13 protein-coding genes are annotated in these 17,455 nt (G+C 70.3%); 5 read left to right on the top strand and 8 right to left on the bottom strand.

What is annotated here, in order from left to right; translation table 11 throughout:
* Positions 1 to 194: 194 nt before the first annotated feature.
* Positions 195 to 3,314, bottom strand: coding sequence for an excinuclease ABC subunit UvrA (gene uvrA, locus J2N69_RS08150; protein ID WP_230900134.1), 3,120 nt, complete (start codon positions 3,312 to 3,314; stop codon positions 195 to 197).
* A gap of 227 nt (positions 3,315 to 3,541) precedes the next feature.
* On the opposite strand from uvrA, the gene J2N69_RS08155 reads away from it, so the two are divergent.
* Both J2N69_RS08155 and J2N69_RS08160 read left to right on the top strand, forming a co-directional pair.
* Positions 3,542 to 4,225 (top strand): maleylpyruvate isomerase family mycothiol-dependent enzyme, encoded by a 684-nt coding sequence (locus J2N69_RS08155; protein WP_230900135.1) that lies wholly within the window; start codon positions 3,542 to 3,544, stop codon positions 4,223 to 4,225.
* Between the two features lie 10 nt (positions 4,226 to 4,235).
* Entirely contained in the window at positions 4,236 to 4,892 is a 657-nt protein-coding gene (locus J2N69_RS08160; RefSeq protein WP_230900136.1) for an MBL fold metallo-hydrolase, read from the top strand.
* 73 nt (positions 4,893 to 4,965) lie between these two features.
* On the opposite strand, the gene aroQ is transcribed toward J2N69_RS08160, so the two are convergent.
* Positions 4,966 to 5,439 (bottom strand): type II 3-dehydroquinate dehydratase, encoded by a 474-nt coding sequence (gene aroQ, locus J2N69_RS08165; RefSeq protein ID WP_230900137.1) that lies wholly within the window; start codon positions 5,437 to 5,439, stop codon positions 4,966 to 4,968.
* 78 nt (positions 5,440 to 5,517) lie between these two features.
* On the opposite strand from aroQ, the gene J2N69_RS08170 reads away from it, so the two are divergent.
* Positions 5,518 to 6,564, top strand: coding sequence for a S66 family peptidase (locus tag J2N69_RS08170; protein WP_230904633.1), 1,047 nt, complete (start codon positions 5,518 to 5,520; stop codon positions 6,562 to 6,564).
* A 61-nt stretch (positions 6,565 to 6,625) separates the two neighbouring features.
* Positions 6,626 to 7,912, top strand: a complete 1,287-nt coding sequence (locus J2N69_RS08175; protein WP_230900138.1) for an MFS transporter — start codon at positions 6,626 to 6,628, stop codon at positions 7,910 to 7,912.
* A gap of 12 nt (positions 7,913 to 7,924) precedes the next feature.
* Here the strand turns inward: J2N69_RS08175 and J2N69_RS08180 are convergent, their stop codons facing one another.
* The 6 genes from J2N69_RS08180 to J2N69_RS08205 all read right to left on the bottom strand — a co-directional run bounded on the left by J2N69_RS08180 (position 7,925) and on the right by J2N69_RS08205 (position 16,231).
* Positions 7,925 to 9,025 carry a calcium:cation antiporter gene (locus J2N69_RS08180; RefSeq protein WP_230900139.1) on the bottom strand — a complete coding sequence of 367 codons (1,101 nt, stop codon included), beginning with the start codon at positions 9,023 to 9,025 and terminating at the stop codon, positions 7,925 to 7,927.
* Between the two features lie 78 nt (positions 9,026 to 9,103).
* A complete protein-coding gene (locus J2N69_RS08185) occupies positions 9,104 to 10,111 on the bottom strand; it encodes a TerC family protein (RefSeq protein ID WP_230900140.1) in 1,008 nt (335 codons plus the stop codon).
* 250 nt (positions 10,112 to 10,361) lie between these two features.
* Entirely contained in the window at positions 10,362 to 12,284 is a 1,923-nt protein-coding gene (locus J2N69_RS08190; RefSeq protein WP_230900141.1) for a TerD family protein, read from the bottom strand.
* Positions 12,285 to 12,314: 30 nt separating this feature from the next.
* Positions 12,315 to 12,893, bottom strand: a complete 579-nt coding sequence (locus J2N69_RS08195; RefSeq protein ID WP_127912174.1) for a TerD family protein — start codon at positions 12,891 to 12,893, stop codon at positions 12,315 to 12,317.
* A 195-nt stretch (positions 12,894 to 13,088) separates the two neighbouring features.
* A complete protein-coding gene (gene uvrB / locus J2N69_RS08200) occupies positions 13,089 to 15,254 on the bottom strand; it encodes an excinuclease ABC subunit UvrB (protein ID WP_230900142.1) in 2,166 nt (721 codons plus the stop codon).
* A gap of 62 nt (positions 15,255 to 15,316) precedes the next feature.
* Complete coding sequence (locus J2N69_RS08205; RefSeq protein ID WP_230900143.1) at positions 15,317 to 16,231, bottom strand: MHYT domain-containing protein; 915 nt, start codon at positions 16,229 to 16,231, stop codon at positions 15,317 to 15,319.
* 275 nt (positions 16,232 to 16,506) lie between these two features.
* On the opposite strand from J2N69_RS08205, the gene J2N69_RS08210 reads away from it, so the two are divergent.
* Positions 16,507 to 17,403 carry a glycerophosphodiester phosphodiesterase family protein gene (locus J2N69_RS08210; RefSeq protein ID WP_230900144.1) on the top strand — a complete coding sequence of 299 codons (897 nt, stop codon included), beginning with the start codon at positions 16,507 to 16,509 and terminating at the stop codon, positions 17,401 to 17,403.
* Positions 17,404 to 17,455 lie beyond the last annotated feature (52 nt).

Raw genomic sequence — 17,455 nt, forward strand, 5'->3', positions numbered from 1 at the left:
GCAGAGACCCCACCCCGCAGAGCCGCCCGGCAGCGGCAGGAGGCCCGGCACGGGCGTACGGGCTCGCTCTCCCCGCGGGCACGCGCACCCCTTCCTACGAAGACAGCGCCCCGCCCCTGGTGAGGGGCGAGGCGCTGCGGTCGCCGAGCGGGGCTACCGCGCTGTGCTGCGGGCCACGGACAGCGGCTCGCCGGTCAGGCCTTGCGGGCCCGTGCCGTCGTCTTCTTCGCAGCGGCCTTCTTGGGGGAGGCCGTCTCCTTCGTGCCGACGGCCTTCTTGGCGGCCGCCGTCTTCTTCGTGGCCGTCGCCTTCTTCGTGGCCGCCGTCTTACTGGCCGCCGTGCCGGTCCTGACCGTGGCCGTCTTCTTCGTGGCCGTGGCGCTCGCCGCCACCGCCCGCTTGGCGGTGGCCTTCTTCGCCGGGGTCTTCTTCGCCGGCTTGCGCCCCCGCGAGGGCTGCGCGTCGCTGATGCGGTCCGCCGAGATGATGTCCCGCAGGAACTTGCCGGTGTGGCTCGCCGGCACCCCGGCGACCTCCTCCGGTGTGCCCTCGGCGACGACCAGACCGCCGCCGCTGCCCCCCTCGGGGCCCATGTCGACGACCCAGTCCGCGGTCTTGATGACGTCGAGGTTGTGCTCGATGACGATGACCGTGTTGCCCTTGTCGACCAGACCGGAGAGGACCGTGATCAGCTTGCTGATGTCCTCGAAGTGCAGACCGGTGGTCGGCTCGTCCAGGACGTAGACCGTCCGGCCGGTGGAGCGCTTCTGGAGTTCGGAGGCCAGCTTCACGCGCTGGGCCTCACCTCCGGAGAGCGTGGGCGCGGACTGCCCGAGGCGCACGTACCCGAGGCCGACGTCCGTGAGCGTCTTCAGGTGGCGGGCGATGGCGGGCACCGCCTCGAAGAAGCCGAGTGCCTCCTCGATCGGCATGTCGAGGACCTCGGCGATGGACTTGCCCTTGTAGTGCACGTCCAGCGTCTCGCGGTTGTAGCGCGCGCCGTGGCAGACCTCGCACGGGACGTACACGTCCGGGAGGAAGTTCATCTCGATCTTGATGGTGCCGTCGCCGGAGCAGTTCTCGCAGCGGCCGCCCTTGACGTTGAAGGAGAAGCGTCCGGGGAGGTAGCCCCGCACCTTCGCCTCCGTGGTCTCCGCGAAGAGCTTGCGGACGTGGTCGAAGACTCCGGTGTACGTCGCCGGGTTCGACCGCGGGGTGCGGCCGATGGGCGACTGGTCGACGTGCACGACCTTGTCGACGAGGTCGTCGCCCTCCACGCGCGTGTGGCGGCCCGGAACGGAACGCGCGCCGTTCAGTTCCCTGGCCAGGTGCGTGTAGAGGATGTCGTTGACCAGCGTCGACTTGCCGGAACCCGAGACGCCGGTGACGGCCGTGAGGACGCCGAGCGGGAAGGAGACGTCGATGTCCTGGAGGTTGTTCTCCCGGGCGCCGTGCACCGTGAGCTGACGCGCCGGGTCGGCGGGACGGCGCACGTCGGGGACCGGGATCGCCTTCTTGCCCGAGAGGTACTGCCCGGTGATCGACTTGTCGTTGTCCAGCAGCTCCTTCATGGAGCCGCTGTGCACGACCTTGCCGCCGTGCTCGCCCGCGCCCGGACCGATGTCGACGACCCAGTCGGCGACCTTGATCGTGTCCTCGTCGTGCTCGACGACGATGAGCGTGTTGCCCATGTCCCGCAGGCGTACGAGGGTCTCGATGAGCCGGTGGTTGTCGCGCTGGTGGAGGCCGATGGACGGCTCGTCCAGGACGTAGAGCACGCCGACGAGACCGGAGCCGATCTGCGTGGCCAGGCGGATGCGCTGGGCCTCGCCTCCGGAGAGGGTGCCCGCCGCGCGGTTCAGCGAGAGGTAGTCAAGGCCGACGTCGACCAGGAAGCGCAGCCGCTCATTGACCTCCTTGAGGACGCGCTCGGCGATCTTCTTGTCGCGGGCGCCCAGCCTCAGTTCGGCGAGGAAGTCCGCGCAGTCGCTGATCGACATCGCGGAGACCTCGGCGATGGACTTCCCCATGACCGTGACGGCCAGGACGATCGGCTTGAGGCGCGTGCCCTCACAGGTGGGGCAGGGCACCTCGCGCATGTAGCCCTCGAAGCGCTCGCGGCTGGCGTCGCTCTCGGCCTCGCTGTGGCGGCGCTTGACGAAGGGCACGGCGCCTTCGAAGGCGGTGGTGTAGACCCGCTCGCGGCCGTACCGGTTGCGGTAGCGGACCTCGATCTGCGTCTTGTGGCCGTACAGCAGGGCCTTCTTGGCGCGCTGCGGCAGGCCGGCCCAGGGCATGTCGGTGGCGAAGCCGAGGGCGTCGGAGAGGGCGTTCACCAGGCGGGCGAAGTAGTCCTTGGTGTGGCCGTGCGACCAGGGGTGGATGGCACCCTCGTCGAGCGACTTGTCCTCGTCCGGGACGATCAGCTCGGGGTCGACCTCCATGCGCGTACCGATACCGGTGCAGTCCGGGCAGGCGCCGAAGGGCGAGTTGAAGGAGAAGGAGCGGGGCTCCAGCTCCTCGAAGGAGAGGTCGTCGTACGGGCAGTAGAGGTGCTCCGAGTACATGCGCTCGCGCTCGGGGTCGTCCTCGGGGAGGTCGACGAAGTCGAGCACGACCATGCCTCCGGAGAGGCCGAGGGCGGTCTCCACGGAGTCGGTCAGGCGGCGCTTGGCCGAGTCCTTCACCGTGAGGCGGTCGACGACCACCTCGATGGTGTGCTTCTCCTGCTTCTTGAGCGTGGGCGGCTCGGAGAGCTGGATCGTCTGGCCGTCGACCCGCGCGCGGGAGTACCCCTTGGTCTGGAGGTCGGCGAAGAGGTCGACGAACTCGCCCTTGCGCTCGCGCACCAGCGGCGAAAGGACCTGGAAGCGGCTGCCCTCGGGCAGCTCCAGGACCTTGTCGACGATGGCCTGCGGCGACTGCCGGGTGATGGGGCGGCCGCACTCGGGACAGTGCGGCTTGCCGATGCGCGCGAACAGCAGGCGCAGGTAGTCGTAGACCTCGGTGATGGTGCCGACCGTCGAGCGGGGGTTGCGCGAGGTCGACTTCTGGTCGATGGAGACGGCCGGGGAGAGGCCCTCGATGAAGTCGACGTCGGGCTTGTCCATCTGGCCGAGGAACTGCCGGGCGTACGAGGAGAGCGACTCGACGTACCGCCGCTGGCCCTCGGCGAAGATCGTGTCGAACGCGAGCGAGGACTTGCCCGACCCGGAGAGTCCGGTGAACACGATGAGGGAGTCACGCGGGAGGTCGAGCGAGACGTTCTTGAGATTGTGCTCGCGCGCGCCACGGACGATGAGACGGTCGGCCACGCCGGTCCGCACCTTTCTAGAGAGAAGTGACAGGGACGAAACCCCGTCTTTCACAGACTAGGGCGAGCCACTGACAACGCCGGGCTGGTTCCCCGGTTCACCTGAGGAACACATCCGGACCGTCAAGAATGCCCGATGCCACCCTCGACCATATCGCACGTACATTCGAATTACGGGGTGACCTGGACTCCTTCACCCGGACGTGTGACGCAGCTATCGTCTGCCCCATGATTGATCATGTGCGCGACCTGGCGTCTGTACGTGACGCGACCGACCGACTGCTCACGGCAGCCGCGGAACTGGACAACGATTCGACCGCCGAGCCGTCACGGCTGCCGGGCTGGACCCGCGGCCATGTCCTCGCCCACCTCGCGCGCAACGCGGACGCGCTGGTGAACGTCCTGGCCGGGCGTCCGATGTACGTCAGCGCCGAGGCCCGGGACGCGGACATCGAGCGGGACGCCCCGCGCGCGCTCGCCGAGCAGCTGGCCGACGTACGGCAGAGCGCGGCTCGCTTCCAGGACGAGGCGGCGAGGCCCGCGGACTGGTCCCGCACGGTGGAGCTCCGCAACGGCGTCACGGACTCCGCGTCCCGGGTGCCGTTCCGGCGGTGGGTGGAGGTCGAGCTGCACCACGTCGACCTCGGCATCGGCTACGAGCTGGAGGACCTGCCCGAGGAGTTCGTGCAGCGGGAGATCGCCTTCCTTGCCGCACGTTTCTCGGGGCACCAGGAGGTGCCGCCCACGCGGATCACGGACGGCACGCACGCGTGGAGCACCGGTCGCGCGGGGGAGCCCGAAGTCACCGTCTCCGGCCCCGCGCCGGACGTGGTCGGCTGGCTCGCCGGCCGCCGTGACGGTGCCGCGTTGAAGACCGAGGGAGGCCTGCTCCCGGCCCTCCCCCCGCTATAGGGTGACGCACATGACGTACAGCGGAGCGGTGAAGGTCGGCGGGCCCGCGGATGTGCACGAGCTGCCGGATCTGATGATCTCGAAGGTCGCGGTCGGGCCGATGGACAACAACGCCTATCTGTTGCGGTGCCGGGCCACCGGCGAGCAGCTGCTGATCGACGCGGCGAACGACGCCGAGACACTGCTGACGCTGATCGGTGACGACGGCATCGCGTCCGTCGTCACCACGCACCAGCACGGCGACCACTGGCAGGCGCTCGAAGCCGTCGTCGCGGCGACCCGCGCGCGGACGTACGCGGGCCGCGAGGACGCCGAGGGCATCCCCGTGCCGACGGACGTCCTCGTCGACGACGGCGACACGATCACGGTCGGCCGGGTCACCCTCACCGCCCGCCACCTGGTGGGCCACACGCCGGGCTCGATCGCGCTCGTCTACGACGACCCGCACGGCCATCCGCATGTGTTCACCGGCGACTGCCTCTTCCCGGGCGGCGTCGGCAACACGTGGAAGGACCCGAGGGCCTTCGCGAGCCTCATGGACGACGTCGAGACGAAGATCTTCGGGACGCTCCCGGACGAGACATGGGTCTACCCCGGCCACGGCAACGACACGACGCTGGGCGCCGAGCGACCGCACCTCCGGGAGTGGCGCGCCCGGGGCTGGTGAGCCGGGCGGCACCGACGGGCCGCCGGGGACAAAGTCACGCCCCGGCGGCCACTTCGGCGGTCGCCCCCAGTGGTCACGCCCTCGCGGTCACCAGCGCCGCCACCCGCTGCACGGCGAAGACGTAGCCCTGGACGCCGCACCCCGCGATGACGCCGTCGGCGCGCTGCGAGACGTAGCTGTGGTGCCGGAACGCCTCACGCTGGTGGATGTTGGAGATGTGCACCTCCACCACCGGCATCCCGTCGCAGGTGTTGAGCGCGTCCAGGATCGCGACGGACGTGTGGGAGTAGGCCGCGGGGTTGATGACGATGCCCGCGTGGTGCTCACGCGCCTCGTGAATCCAGTCCACCAGCTCGCCCTCGTGGTTGCTCTGCCGCAGGTCCACCGAGCCGCCGTGTGCGGCCGCCGCCTCGGCGCACAGAACCTCGACGTCGGCGAGGGTGTCCGAGCCGTAGATCTCCGGCTGGCGCTGCCCGAGGAGGTTCAGGTTCGGGCCGTTCAGGATCATGATCGGGGCGGTGGCGAGGCTGCGGGTACTGAGGGTCATGGACGAGGTCTATCACGCCTCCCGCGCGCGGGAACTCGGGTGCCGCCGCGGAGAGTACGGCCCTACGCTGCCGGCATGATCACCGAACCTCTGTACCCGCCCAAGCCCTCGCCGGGTGACCGCATCGCCGTGATCTCGCCGTCCAGCGGTCTCCCGGAGCTCTTCCCGCTCCCCTACGAACTCGGCCTGGAACGACTCCGCAAGGAGTTCGGTCTCGAACCGGTGGAGTATCCGACGACGCGCAAGATGGGCGCCACGCCGCGCGAGCGGGCCGACGACATCCACGCGGCGTTCACCGATCCGACGGTCAAGGCCGTCATCGCGAGCATCGGCGGTGACGACCAGATCACCGTACTGCCGCATCTGGACCGGGAGTTGATCCGGGCGCACCCCAAGCCGTTCTTCGGCTACAGCGACAACACCAACCTGCTCGCCCACCTCTGGCAGTGCGGCATCGTCGGCTACCACGGCGCGTCCGTGATGTGCGAGCTGGGCCGGCCGGGCGCGATGGCGCCGCTGACGGAGCGTTCGCTTCGCGCCGCCCTCTTCACGTCCGGAACCTACGAACTCTCCCCCGCCGACCGCTTCCGTGACGTCGACCTGCCCTGGGAGGACCCCGCGAGCCTCGCCGCGGAGCCGCCGACCGAGCCGGGCGCCGGCTGGCACTGGCACCGGCCGGAGCGGGTCGTGGAGGGCCGCTCCTGGGGCGGTGAACTGGAGATCCTCTCCTGGCTGCTGATGACGGACCGTGAGATCGCGCGGGACCTGTCGGCGTACGACGGATGCGTGCTGTTCCTGGAGACCTCGGAGGAGCTGCTGAGCGCCGACGCGGTCTTCCGCATCCTGCGCGCCATGGGGGAACGCGGGCTGCTGCGCCGCTTCCCGGCCCTCCTGATGGGCCGCCCCAAGGCCTGGTCGTTCACCCGCCCCAACGACGCGGAGGCCAAGGCCGCGCACGTGCGTGAGCAGCGGGAAGCCGTGCTGCGCGCGCTCGGCACGTATGCCCCGGACACCATGGCCGTCTTCGACGTGGACCTCGGGCACACCGACCCCCAGGTGGTGATCCCCTACGGCGGGAACGTGCGGGTGGACGGTCCGGGACGGCGCATCACGGTGACGTACTGAGCGACCCGAGCACCTCCGCGCGCCCCCCGTAACCCTTCGTCACTGTGGGTAGTCAGGCGGCATGCGCACCACTGAACCCCCCTCCTTGCCGCGGCTCGCGGCGGCCTCGCTCGCCGGGACCGCCATCGAGTTCTACGACTTCTTCATCTACGGAACGGCCGCGGCGCTGATCCTCGGACCGCTGTTCTTCCCGACGTTCTCCCCGCTGGCGGGCACGCTCGCCGCCTTCGCGACCTTCGGCGTGGGCTTCGTGGCACGTCCGCTGGGGTCGGTCCTCTTCGGGCACATCGGGGACCGGCGCGGGCGGCGGCCCGTCCTCGTCGGGTCGCTGCTCCTCACCGGCCTCGCCACGGTCGCCGTCGGCTGCGTACCGACGTACGAGTCGATCGGGATCGCCGCTCCCCTGCTCCTCCTTGCGCTGCGCTTCCTGCAAGGGCTCGGTCTCGGCGGCGAGTGGGGCGGCGCCGTGCTGCTGACCGCGGAGCACGCGCCGGCCGAGCGGCGCGGACTGTGGGCGAGCTTTCCGCAGATCGGACCGCCGGTCGGCTTCCTGCTGGCCAACGGCATCATGCTGGTGCTCTCGGCGACCCTTTCCGACGCGCAGTTCGCCGCCTGGGGGTGGCGGGTGCCGTTCTGGGCGGCGGGGGTGCTCGCGGCGGCCGGGCTCGCGCTGCGCACCTCGCTCGCGGAGAGCCCCGACTTCCTGCGGGTGCGCGAGCACGCGCGCGTGCCGCTCGTCGAAGTGGTCCGCGACCACTGGCGCCTGGTGCTCCTGACGGCGGGCGCGCTCGCGGTGGGCTACGCCGTGTTCTACGCCGTGACGACCTGGTCGCTCGCCTACGGAGTGGAGCGGCTCGGCGTGAGCCGCACGGTCATGCTGGCGTGCATCATGGCGGCCGTGGTGGTGAAGGGCGCCCTGACCCCGGTGGTGGCCGTCCTCGGTGACCGGTACGGGCGGCGGCCGCTGTGCCTGCTCGGGTGCGCCGCGTCCGCGCTGTGGATGTTCCCGATGATCGGCCTGCTCGCGACGGGGCAGCCGCTCCTGATGTTCCTCGGCTTCCTGGTGGCGATGATCGCGTTCATCACCATGTTCGCCGTGATCGCCGCGTACTTGCCGGAGTTGTACGAACCACGCGTGCGCTGTACGGGCGCCGCGGTCGGCTACAACCTCGGCGGAGTGCTCGGCGGGGCGCTCACGCCGATCGTGGCGACGGCCGTGGCCCGGGGGGACGGGACGCCGTGGGGCGTGGCCGCGTATCTGTCGTGCATCGCCCTGTTGAGCCTCGGGTGCTTCGCGCTGCTGCCGGAGACGCGTCCGGTGCGGGAGCCGGCGCCGGCCACCGGGTGAACGCCCACGGGTCTACGGCGTGACTGCCAGCTCCAGGTACGCCGCGAACAGCACCAGGTGGACGCCGCCCTGGAGCGGTGTGGCCCGTCCCGGCACGACCGTGAGCGTGCCGACGATCACCGTGAGGGCGAGCAACACCATGTGGGTCGCGCTCAGGCCGAGCACGAGCGGCCCGGACAGCCACAGGGAGGCGAGGGCGACGGCCGGGATGGTCAGGCCGATGCTGGCCATCGCCGAGCCGAGGGCGAGGTTCAGGCTGGTCTGGACACGGTCGCGGCGGGTGGCGCGTACGGCCGCGATGGTCTCCGGGAGCAGCACGAGCAGCGCGATGATCACGCCGACGACGGCGTGCGGCATGCCGGCGCTCTCCACGCCCGACTCGATCGTCGGTGACACGCCCTTGGCAAGGCCGACCACGCCGATCAGGGCGAGCCCGAGCAGTGCCAGGCTGGTCAGCGCCTGCCGGGAGGAGGGGCCGGCGGCGTGGCCGTCGCCGTCGATGACGTCGCCCTGCTTGGTCAGCGGCAGGAAGTACTCGCGGTGGCGCACGGTCTGGGTGGCCACGAACAGGCCGTACAGGACGAGCGAGGCGACGGCGGCGAAGGTGAGCTGGCTGGGAGAGAATTCCGGGCCCGGCTTGGTGGTGGTGAACGTCGGCAGGACCAGGCAGAGCGTGGCCAGGGTCGCGACGGTGGCGAGGGCCGCTCCGGTGCCCTCGGGGTTGAAGACGGCGACGCGGTGGCGCAGTGCGCCGACGAGGAGGCAGAGCCCCACGATGCCGTTGCAGGTGATCATCACGGCGGCGAAGACGGTGTCGCGCGCCAGGGTGGAACTCTTGTCGCCGCCGTCGGCCATGAGGGTCACGATCAGCGCCACTTCGATGATCGTGACGGCGATGGCGAGGACGAGGGAGCCGAAGGGTTCGCCGACGCGGTGGGCGATCACCTCGGCGTGGTGTACGGCGGCGAGCACCGCTCCCGCGAGGACCAGTGTCACCACGGCCACGACCGCGCCGGGCAGGTCGCGTCCCCAGGTGAGGGCGAGGAGGACGACCGCGAGGAGCGGGACCACGGCCGTCCACTGCATGCCGAGCGCCCGGAGCCGAGTGACCATGACTCGATGCTGCCCCGGGCGCACGGGTGTCGCGACTCGGTGCCGCCCCCTGTGAGGGGACGGCACCGGGTGAGACCGTCAGGCCTCGATGCTGTCCTTCTCGGTCTCGCCGGCGGTGGCCTCGGCCGCCGCCTGCTTCTCCTGCTCCTGCTTCTTGGAGGCGATGAGGCTGGTGATCGTGGTGATCACCAGGACGCCGCAGATGACGGAGAGGGAGACCGGGATGGAGATCTCGGGGACGTGCACGCCGTTCTCGTGGAGGGCGTGGAGGACGAGCTTCACGCCGATGAAGCCGAGGATCACCGACAGGCCGTAGCTGAGGTGGACCAGCTTCCTGAGCAGGCCGCCGATGAGGAAGTACAGCTGGCGCAGGCCCATGAGGGCGAAGGCGTTGGCGGTGAAGACGATGTACGGGTCCTGGGTGAGGCCGAAGATCGCCGGGATGGAGTCCATCGCGAAGAGCACGTCGGTGGTGCCGATGGCGAGCATGACGACCATGAGGGGCGTCATGATCTTCTTGCCGTTCTTCCGGATGAAGAGCTTCGTGCCCTCGTACCGGTCGGAGACGCCGAACTTCTTCTCGATGGACTTCAGGAGACGGTTCTCCTCCCAGTCCTCTTCCTCCTCGTCGGCACGCGCCTCCTGGATGAGCTTCCAGGCGGTGTAGATCAGGAACGCGCCGAAGATGTAGAAGACCCAGGAGAAGTTGGCGATGACCGCGGCGCCGGCGGCGATGAAGATCGCGCGCAGGACCAGGGCTATCAGCACACCGAAGAGCAGCACGCGCTGCTGGAGGTGGGTCGGCACCGAGAACTTCGCCATGATCAGGATGAAGACGAAGAGGTTGTCGACGGAGAGCGACTTCTCGGTGATGAAGCCCGCGAAGAACTCGCCGGACGCCTGGCTCTCACCCGCGACCAGCAGGCCGACGCCGAAGAGCGCCGCGAGGACGATCCAGACGACCGTCCATATCCCGGCTTCCTTGATCGACACGTCATGGGGCTTGCGCCCGATGAAGAAGTCGACCGCGATCAGGGCACACAGACCTAGAACGGTCGTCACCCACAGGGTCATTGAAACGTCCACTGCGCCTCCGGCTTCGTACGGCTACTGATCAGCGTCGTCGCTGCCGGAGGTCTCTTCCACCCGAGGCGTTCACACCAGGAATCGGGCCGACGCCCCGGGACCGATGGCGGTCCGTATTGACGGGAACGTCGCAGCCGGGAGTACTCCCCTCCGCTGGTAGAAGAGTACGCGAATCACCAAGGGTTGGTAAAGGGGATGGCAAACAAAAACCAAAAGGCCAGCTCAGAGGATGGTCAAAGTCGCTTTACCGTCAAGCGCGCCGAGCGGCGGCGACCTGTTCGAGCACCTGGCGCAGGATCTGGCTGCCCGCCGGAAGGACCGGCGGGTCGTACGTCCACGTGTGTCCGACCCACGGGTCGGCGAGGTGGTCGTCGGGCACCGGCGTCAGCCGCAGCAGCGCGCGCCACAGGGGGTCGAGCAGCGGGCCGTACTCGGCGGCGTCCTCGCGGTCGGCGACCATCATGAGGTGCACGCCGACGGCCGGGCCCTCGTCCGCGAGGTAGCGCAGTCGGGTCACGGCGCGGTCGTCGAAGCCGTGCGGGAAGTCGTTGACGATCAGGAGCTGCTCGGCGGTGTCCAGGTCCGGGGGCAGCGCGTCGGCGGCGCCGCCGCGGATCGCCATCTGGACGAGGTCCACGCGCTGGGTGAGCCGGGCGAGGACGTCGGAGACTCCGGCCGCCCCGATTGCCGGAGGCCCGGCGAGGACACCGGCCGACACGAGCGGGGCGAGGGAGGGCGCCGCGGAGCCCGCGGGGTCGATGACGTGCACCTGGAACTCGCCTGCGGGGTGGACGGCGAGCAGCCGCGCGGCGTGGGCGACCGCGGTGTCCATGGCGAGGCGGCGCAGCGCGGTGGAGTCGGTGCGGTGATTGGTGAGGGCCTTGCCGCTGTCGATCCACAGGCCGCGCTCCAGCGGCAGCCTGACGAGCATCGGGATGCGCAGGTCGGGGCGCTCGGGGAGGTGGAGGTCGCCGAGGCGCAGCGCCATCGGGACCTCCGTGGGCGCGCGGTAGGCGTGCCAGACGGGGTTGCTCCACGACGCGTACGCGGCGGGGAGGGCGGGTTCGACGACATCGGCCTCGGCGGTGAGCTGGGCGAGGTCGCGGTCGAGGGCCGCCCTGGCCTGGCCGACGAGGTCGGCGTGCCGGGTCCGGGCGCTCTCGCGGGCCGCGTCACCCGCGCCGCCGATGCGGCCGCGCGGGTCGTCGAGGACCGCGTCGAGTTCCTGTTCCATGCGGGAGTCGGCGAAGTCGACGGCGCTGCGGTACGCGGCCGTGGTGCGGGCCAGGTCTTCGAACATGCCCCACACCTGGTTGTAGAGCCGCTCCTCCATGGACCAGCCGGTGGCGTCACCCGCCACGGGCTGCGCGGGCAGGCCCGGCCCGGCCGGGGGCGCGGCGGGAGGCGGCGGCGGTGGTGCGGTGGTGCGGCGCCCCGGGTGGGTGTAGTCGACGGGGCCGCCGGCCGGGGCCTGGGCGCTCTGGGCGGTCGCCTCGGGCTCGTCTGCGCCCGGTTGCCGCGCGGCGGGGCGGTCCTGCGCCGGGCCCGTGTGGTCCTGGGTGGTGGTGCGTACGCGAGCAGCGTCGGCGGGGCGGGACGGTGGCGCGGCCACGGAACGGGCCAGGCCCTGGGCCACCGCGTCGTCGATGGCGCTCGCGAGTTCGCGGGCCTGCGGCAGGCCCTGGTCGGTGAGCATCTCGGCGAGGCCGCCCGCGTACCCCTGGCCGACGGCGCGGACTTTCCAGGCACCCTGGCGGCGGTACAGCTCCAGGGCGACGACGGCCGACTCCGCGTCGAGGTCGGTGATGGTGTAGCTGGCCACCTCGGCGCCGTCGAGTCCGGTGACCGCGACGAAGGGCGCCGCGAGGGCGCGGAAGCTGACGGGGCTCCCGGCACCGGCGGGCAGTGCGAGCAGGACGCTGACCCGGCGGACGGTCTCCGGCAGGGCGCCGAGGTCGACGGCGAGGCGGTGGTCGGCCGCCGCCTGCCGGGAGACCTCCAGGCCCGGCAGGGTGGGCGAGCCGGGGTGGGCCACCCACTCCGCTCCGGGGACCCTGCCCTGGTCGTCGCCGAGCGTGGCCCCCGCCACGACCGGCTCGCCGGCCGAGACCCGGATCTCCAGGCGGGTCCCGGGCAGCGGATGGTTCTGCCCACGCACCAGTTCGACCGTCATCGCGTTCGTTCCCCCTCGTACGGACGGTGTTTACAGGTGCGGCAGGATCGACGGCATCAAGTCCTGGAAGGTGCGGCCGTTGGCGGGCTCGCCGATGGCCGTCATCTGCCAGCCGGAACCCGCACGGTGGACCTTCGCCATGACCTGGGCGGTGTACTGGCCGCCGCCGTCCAGGGTGTAGCGGGCCAGCTCCTCGCCGTTGGTCTCGTCGACCAGGCGGCAGAAGGCGTTCTGCACCTCCTGGAAGGTCTGGCCGGTGAAGGAGTTCACCGTGAAGACGATCTGGTCGATGTGGACGGGAACCCGCTGCAGGTCGACGAGGATCGCCTCGTCGTCGCCACCCTGCCCGACACCGCCCACGAGGTTGTCGCCGGTGTGCCGCACGGAGCCGTCGTCGCTGACCAGGTGCTGGAAGAAGACGACGTCCAAGGGCCGCTTGTCCGCGAACAGGACCGCCGAGGCGTCCAGGTCCACCTCTCGGGTCCGGGTGCCGAACAGGCCGCGGCGCGGGGCCGCCTGCCATCCGAGCCCCATGCGCACCGCGGTGAGGGCGCCCCCGTCGTTCTTCTGCAGGCTGATGGCCTGACCCTTGGTCATGTTGACCGTCACGCGCTGTCCCCTCTCGGACTGCCTGGGCAACCGCCTCTTGCGGTTGCCCAGCACCCTACGCAGCGTCACCTGTGCGGCCGTACGGCGGACCGCACTTTGTGGCGGTCTTGCAACAGACCGGCCAGTACGGCGATTCCCCCCTCCCCAGGGCGTACTTGCAGGCCCCGGCGGTGCTCTTGGGCCCCGGGGGTGTTCCTAGGCCTGGCCCGCCTCCTTCATCTGCCGCAGTTCCTTCTTCATCTCCGACACCTCGTCGCGCAACCGCGCGGCGATCTCGAACTGGAGGTCGGCGGCGGCCGCGCGCATGCGCTCCGTCATCTCCTCGATCTGCTCGGCCAGTTCGGCCGCGGGGCGGTCGGTGGGGACGGTCTGCCCGCCCTTCTTGCCCTTGGCCTTGCCCTTGGCGGTGCCGGTCGCCCCGCCGCCCGCCTTGGCCGCGTCGCCGCCGAGCGCGGGCACCGGCGTCTTGGCGCCCTTGCCCGCCTTCGGCTTGCGGTAGTCGGAGCCGAGGAGCTGCTCGGTGTCGACCTCTTCGCGCGCGATCGCCGACACGATGTCGTTGATCTTCTTGCGCAGCGGCTGCGGGTCGATACCCCTCTCCTTGTTGTACGCGATCTGCTTCTCCCGGCGGCGATTCGTCTCGTCGATGGCCTTCTCCATCGCCGGGGTGATCTTGTCGGCGTACATGTGGACCTGGCCGGAGACGTTGCGCGCGGCGCGGCCGATGGTCTGGATCAGGGAGGTGCCCGACCTCAGGAAGCCCTCCTTGTCGGCGTCCAGGATGGCCACCAGGGAGACCTCGGGCAGGTCGAGGCCCTCCCGGAGGAGGTTGATGCCGACCAGGACGTCGTACTCCCCGGAGCGCAGCTCGCGCAGGAGCTCGACGCGGCGCAGGGTGTCGACGTCGCTGTGCAGATAGCGGACCTGGATGCCCAGCTCCAGGAAGTAGTCGGTGAGGTCCTCGGCCATCTTCTTGGTGAGGGTGGTGACCAGGACGCGCTCGTCCTTCTCGGTGCGCGTGCGGATCTCGTGCACCAGGTCGTCGATCTGGCCCTCGGTGGGCTTGACGACGACCTCGGGGTCGACGAGGCCGGTGGGGCGGATGATCTGCTCGACGAAGCCGTCACCGCGCGACAGCTCGTACTTCCCCGGGGTGGCGGAGAGGTAGACCGTCTGCCCGATGCGGCCGAGGAACTCCTCCCACTTCAGGGGGCGGTTGTCCAGGGCGGACGGCAGCCGGAAGCCGTGGTCGACGAGGGTGCGCTTGCGGGAGGCGTCGCCCTCGTACATCGCGCCGATCTGCGGGACCGTGACGTGCGACTCGTCCAGGACGAGGAGGAAGTCCTCGGGGAAGTAGTCGAGGAGGGTGTTGGGGGCCGTGCCGGGGGCGCGGTCGTCGAAGTGCATCGAGTAGTTCTCGACGCCGGAGCAGGAGCCGATCTGGCGGAGCATCTCCAGGTCGTACGTGGTGCGCATGCGCAGGCGCTGGGCCTCCAGCATCTTGCCCTGCTTCTCCAGCTCGGCGAGGCGCTCGGCGAGCTCCTTCTCGATGCCGTTGACCGCCTTCTCCAGGCGCTCCGGTCCCGCCACGTAGTGCGAGGCCGGGAAGACGTAGAGGTGGTCGTCGTCGCTGATGACCTCGCCGGTGAGCGGGTGGAGCGTGGAGAGCGCCTCGATCTCGTCACCGAACATCTCGATGCGGACGGCCAGCTCCTCGTAGACCGGGAAGATCTCGATGGTGTCGCCGCGGACGCGGAAGGTGCCGCGGGTGAACGCCAGGTCGTTGCGCGTGTACTGGATGTCCACGAAGCGGCGCAGCAGCTGGTCGCGGTCGATCTCGTCGCCGACCTTGAGCGGGACCATCCGGTCCACGTACTCCTGCGGGGTGCCGAGGCCGTAGATGCAGGAGACGGAGGCGACCACGACGACGTCGCGGCGGGTCAGCAGCGAGTTCGTCGCGGAGTGGCGCAGGCGCTCCACTTCCTCGTTGATCGAGGAGTCCTTCTCGATGTAGGTGTCCGACTGCGGGACATACGCCTCGGGCTGGTAGTAGTCGTAGTACGAGACGAAGTACTCGACGGCGTTGTTCGGGAGGAGTTCGCGGAACTCGTTCGCCAGCTGGGCGGCCAGGGTCTTGTTCGGCGCCATCACGAGGGTGGGGCGCTGAAGCTTCTCGATCATCCACGCGGTGGTGGCCGACTTGCCGGTGCCGGTCGCGCCGAGGAGGACGACATCCTTCTCACCTGCGCGGATGCGTCGCTCCAGCTCGGCGATGGCCGCCGGCTGGTCGCCGCTGGGCTGATACGGACTGACGACCTCGAAAGGTGCCACCGTGCGTTCGATCTTGGATACGGGCCGCATGGAATCCACCGTACGACCCCGCACTGACAACCGGGCGGGATCGGGGACTCAGCGGCGCCCCCTCACCAGTTCTGCGGGGTGCGCGAGCCGGGCCGCCGGCCGGGTCCGCGGCGGGTTCCGGGGGCGTGCCGGTCGCCCGGGCGCGGGGCGGGGTAGGGCGGGCGGGGGCGGCGGCCGGGGTACGCGCCGCTCCGCGGTTCCGGCCGGCGGCCGGCGCTCCCGCCCCGGGGGTCCGGCTGCCGCCGGCCGCCCATCACCATCAGCGGGTCGAACATCACGATGACGCCCGCGAGGAGCAGGAAGGCGAGCGGGCCGATCATCATCGGGGCGAGGATCTCGGCGGGCGAGTCACCGGGCAGCGCCGTGTCGGGGCCGTGCAGGTGGACGCTGAGGGCCGCCATCCCGGTGTAGTGCATGCCGCTGACCGCCAGCCCCATGACGAGGCTCGCGCCGAGGCTCCACAGGAAACCCCTCACCTGACCGGCCGCCCAGAGCGCGGCGGTGGCGGCCGCCATGGCGATCACCACGGACGCGGCGACGGTGAGCGTGTTGTACTCCAGCGTCCCGCGAAGACGTATACCGGCCATTCCCAGGTAGTGCATCGAGGCCACACCGAGGCCTGTGATCGTCCCGCCGGTGAACAGGGCGGTGCCGGTCGCGCCGCGGTAGCCGACGATGAAGATGCCGATGCCGACCATGACGATGGCCACGGCGAGACTCGCGAAGGTCAGCGCCTTGTCGTAGTGGATCGGCGCCTCCTTGACGGTGAAGCCCATCATCGCCACGAAGTGCATGGTCCAGATGCCGGAGCCGATCGCGGCCGAGCCGAGCGCGAGCCAGCCGGGCCGCCAGGAGTGGGTGACGAGCAGCGATCTGGTCGTACAGCGCAGCCCGAGCGCTCCTCCGAGGCAGGCCATGACGTAGGCCACCACCGGGGTGACGACTCCGTAGCTGAACCCGTCGACCGTGCCCTGCATGCGCGGTAGCCCTTCCGCCTGTCGTGCCCAAATGCCGTGGAACGCCCTGTGCACCCCCTACCGTCGGCCATCTGTAGAGACCGTTGGTCGAGGCTGAGAGTAAAGCTCAATTTGGACGTCCGAACGATTTTCCGGCAAAGAATCGCGTTACCCGCGCGCGGGGTCCTCGACCGTGGTGACTTCGTTCAACCTGTGGCCATCCTGCACCTGTTTGTCGTTGGCCGTGGACTGTCACTCTCGACCGGTCCGCGATCTCAACGACGCGAGGAGTACCCGTGTACGCACGCGCTGCCGCTGCCGCCACCGCCGCCCTTCTGGGAGCCGGTGCACTCGTCCTCCCCACCGCCCCCGCCGCCGCGCGGACCCCGGCGGCGCCGGCCACCGGCGACCACGACAGACCGCTGGTGGTGGCCCACCGCGGTGCCTCCGCCTACGCCCCGGAGAACACCTTGGCGGCCATCGACAAGGCGCGCGACATGGGGTTCCGCTGGGTGGAGAACGATGTCCAGCGCACCAAGGACGGCGAGCTGGTGATCATGCACGACGACAACCTGAAGCGGACGACGAACGTGGAGGAGGTTTTCCCCGGCCGCTCCCCGTGGAAGGTCAAGGACTTCACGGCGGCCGAGATCGCGAAGCTCGACGCGGGCAGCTGGTTCAGCCCGAAGTACGCGGGTGAGCGCGTGCCGACCCTGGCGCAGTACATGCGCCGGGTCTCGCGCAACCACCAGAAGCTCGTCTTCGAGTTCAAGAAGCCCGAGCTGTACCCGGGCATCGAGAAGCAGGGCCTGCGGGTGCTCCGCGAGACGGGCTGGCTCGACAAGCACCACGTCAAGAGCAAGCTCGTCATCCAGAGCTTCAGCGCCGACAGCGTGAGGACCGTGCACAAGCTGCGGCCCGACGTGAAGACGGGCTTCCTCGGCACCCCTTCGATCGCCGACCTGCCCGCGTACGCGGAGTTCTCCGACCAGATCAACTCGACGCACACCTCCATCTCGACCGCGTACGTCGCCGCGATCCACGCGTTCAAGGGGCCGCACGGCAAGCCCCTGGAGATCTTCACCTGGACCGTCAACGACGCGGCGAACGCGCGGCGCGCCGCGAGCTTCGGTGTGGACGGGATCATCACCAACACGCCCGACGTCGTACGCAAGGCGCTGCGCGACCACTGACGCGAGGCGTTGCCCGCGGCTGACGTGGCCGCGTTGTCAGTGGCCGGTCGTA

The sequence above is a fragment of the Streptomyces huasconensis genome (assembly GCF_021028635.1).
Taxonomy (GTDB): Bacteria; Actinomycetota; Actinomycetes; order Streptomycetales; family Streptomycetaceae; genus Streptomyces; species Streptomyces huasconensis.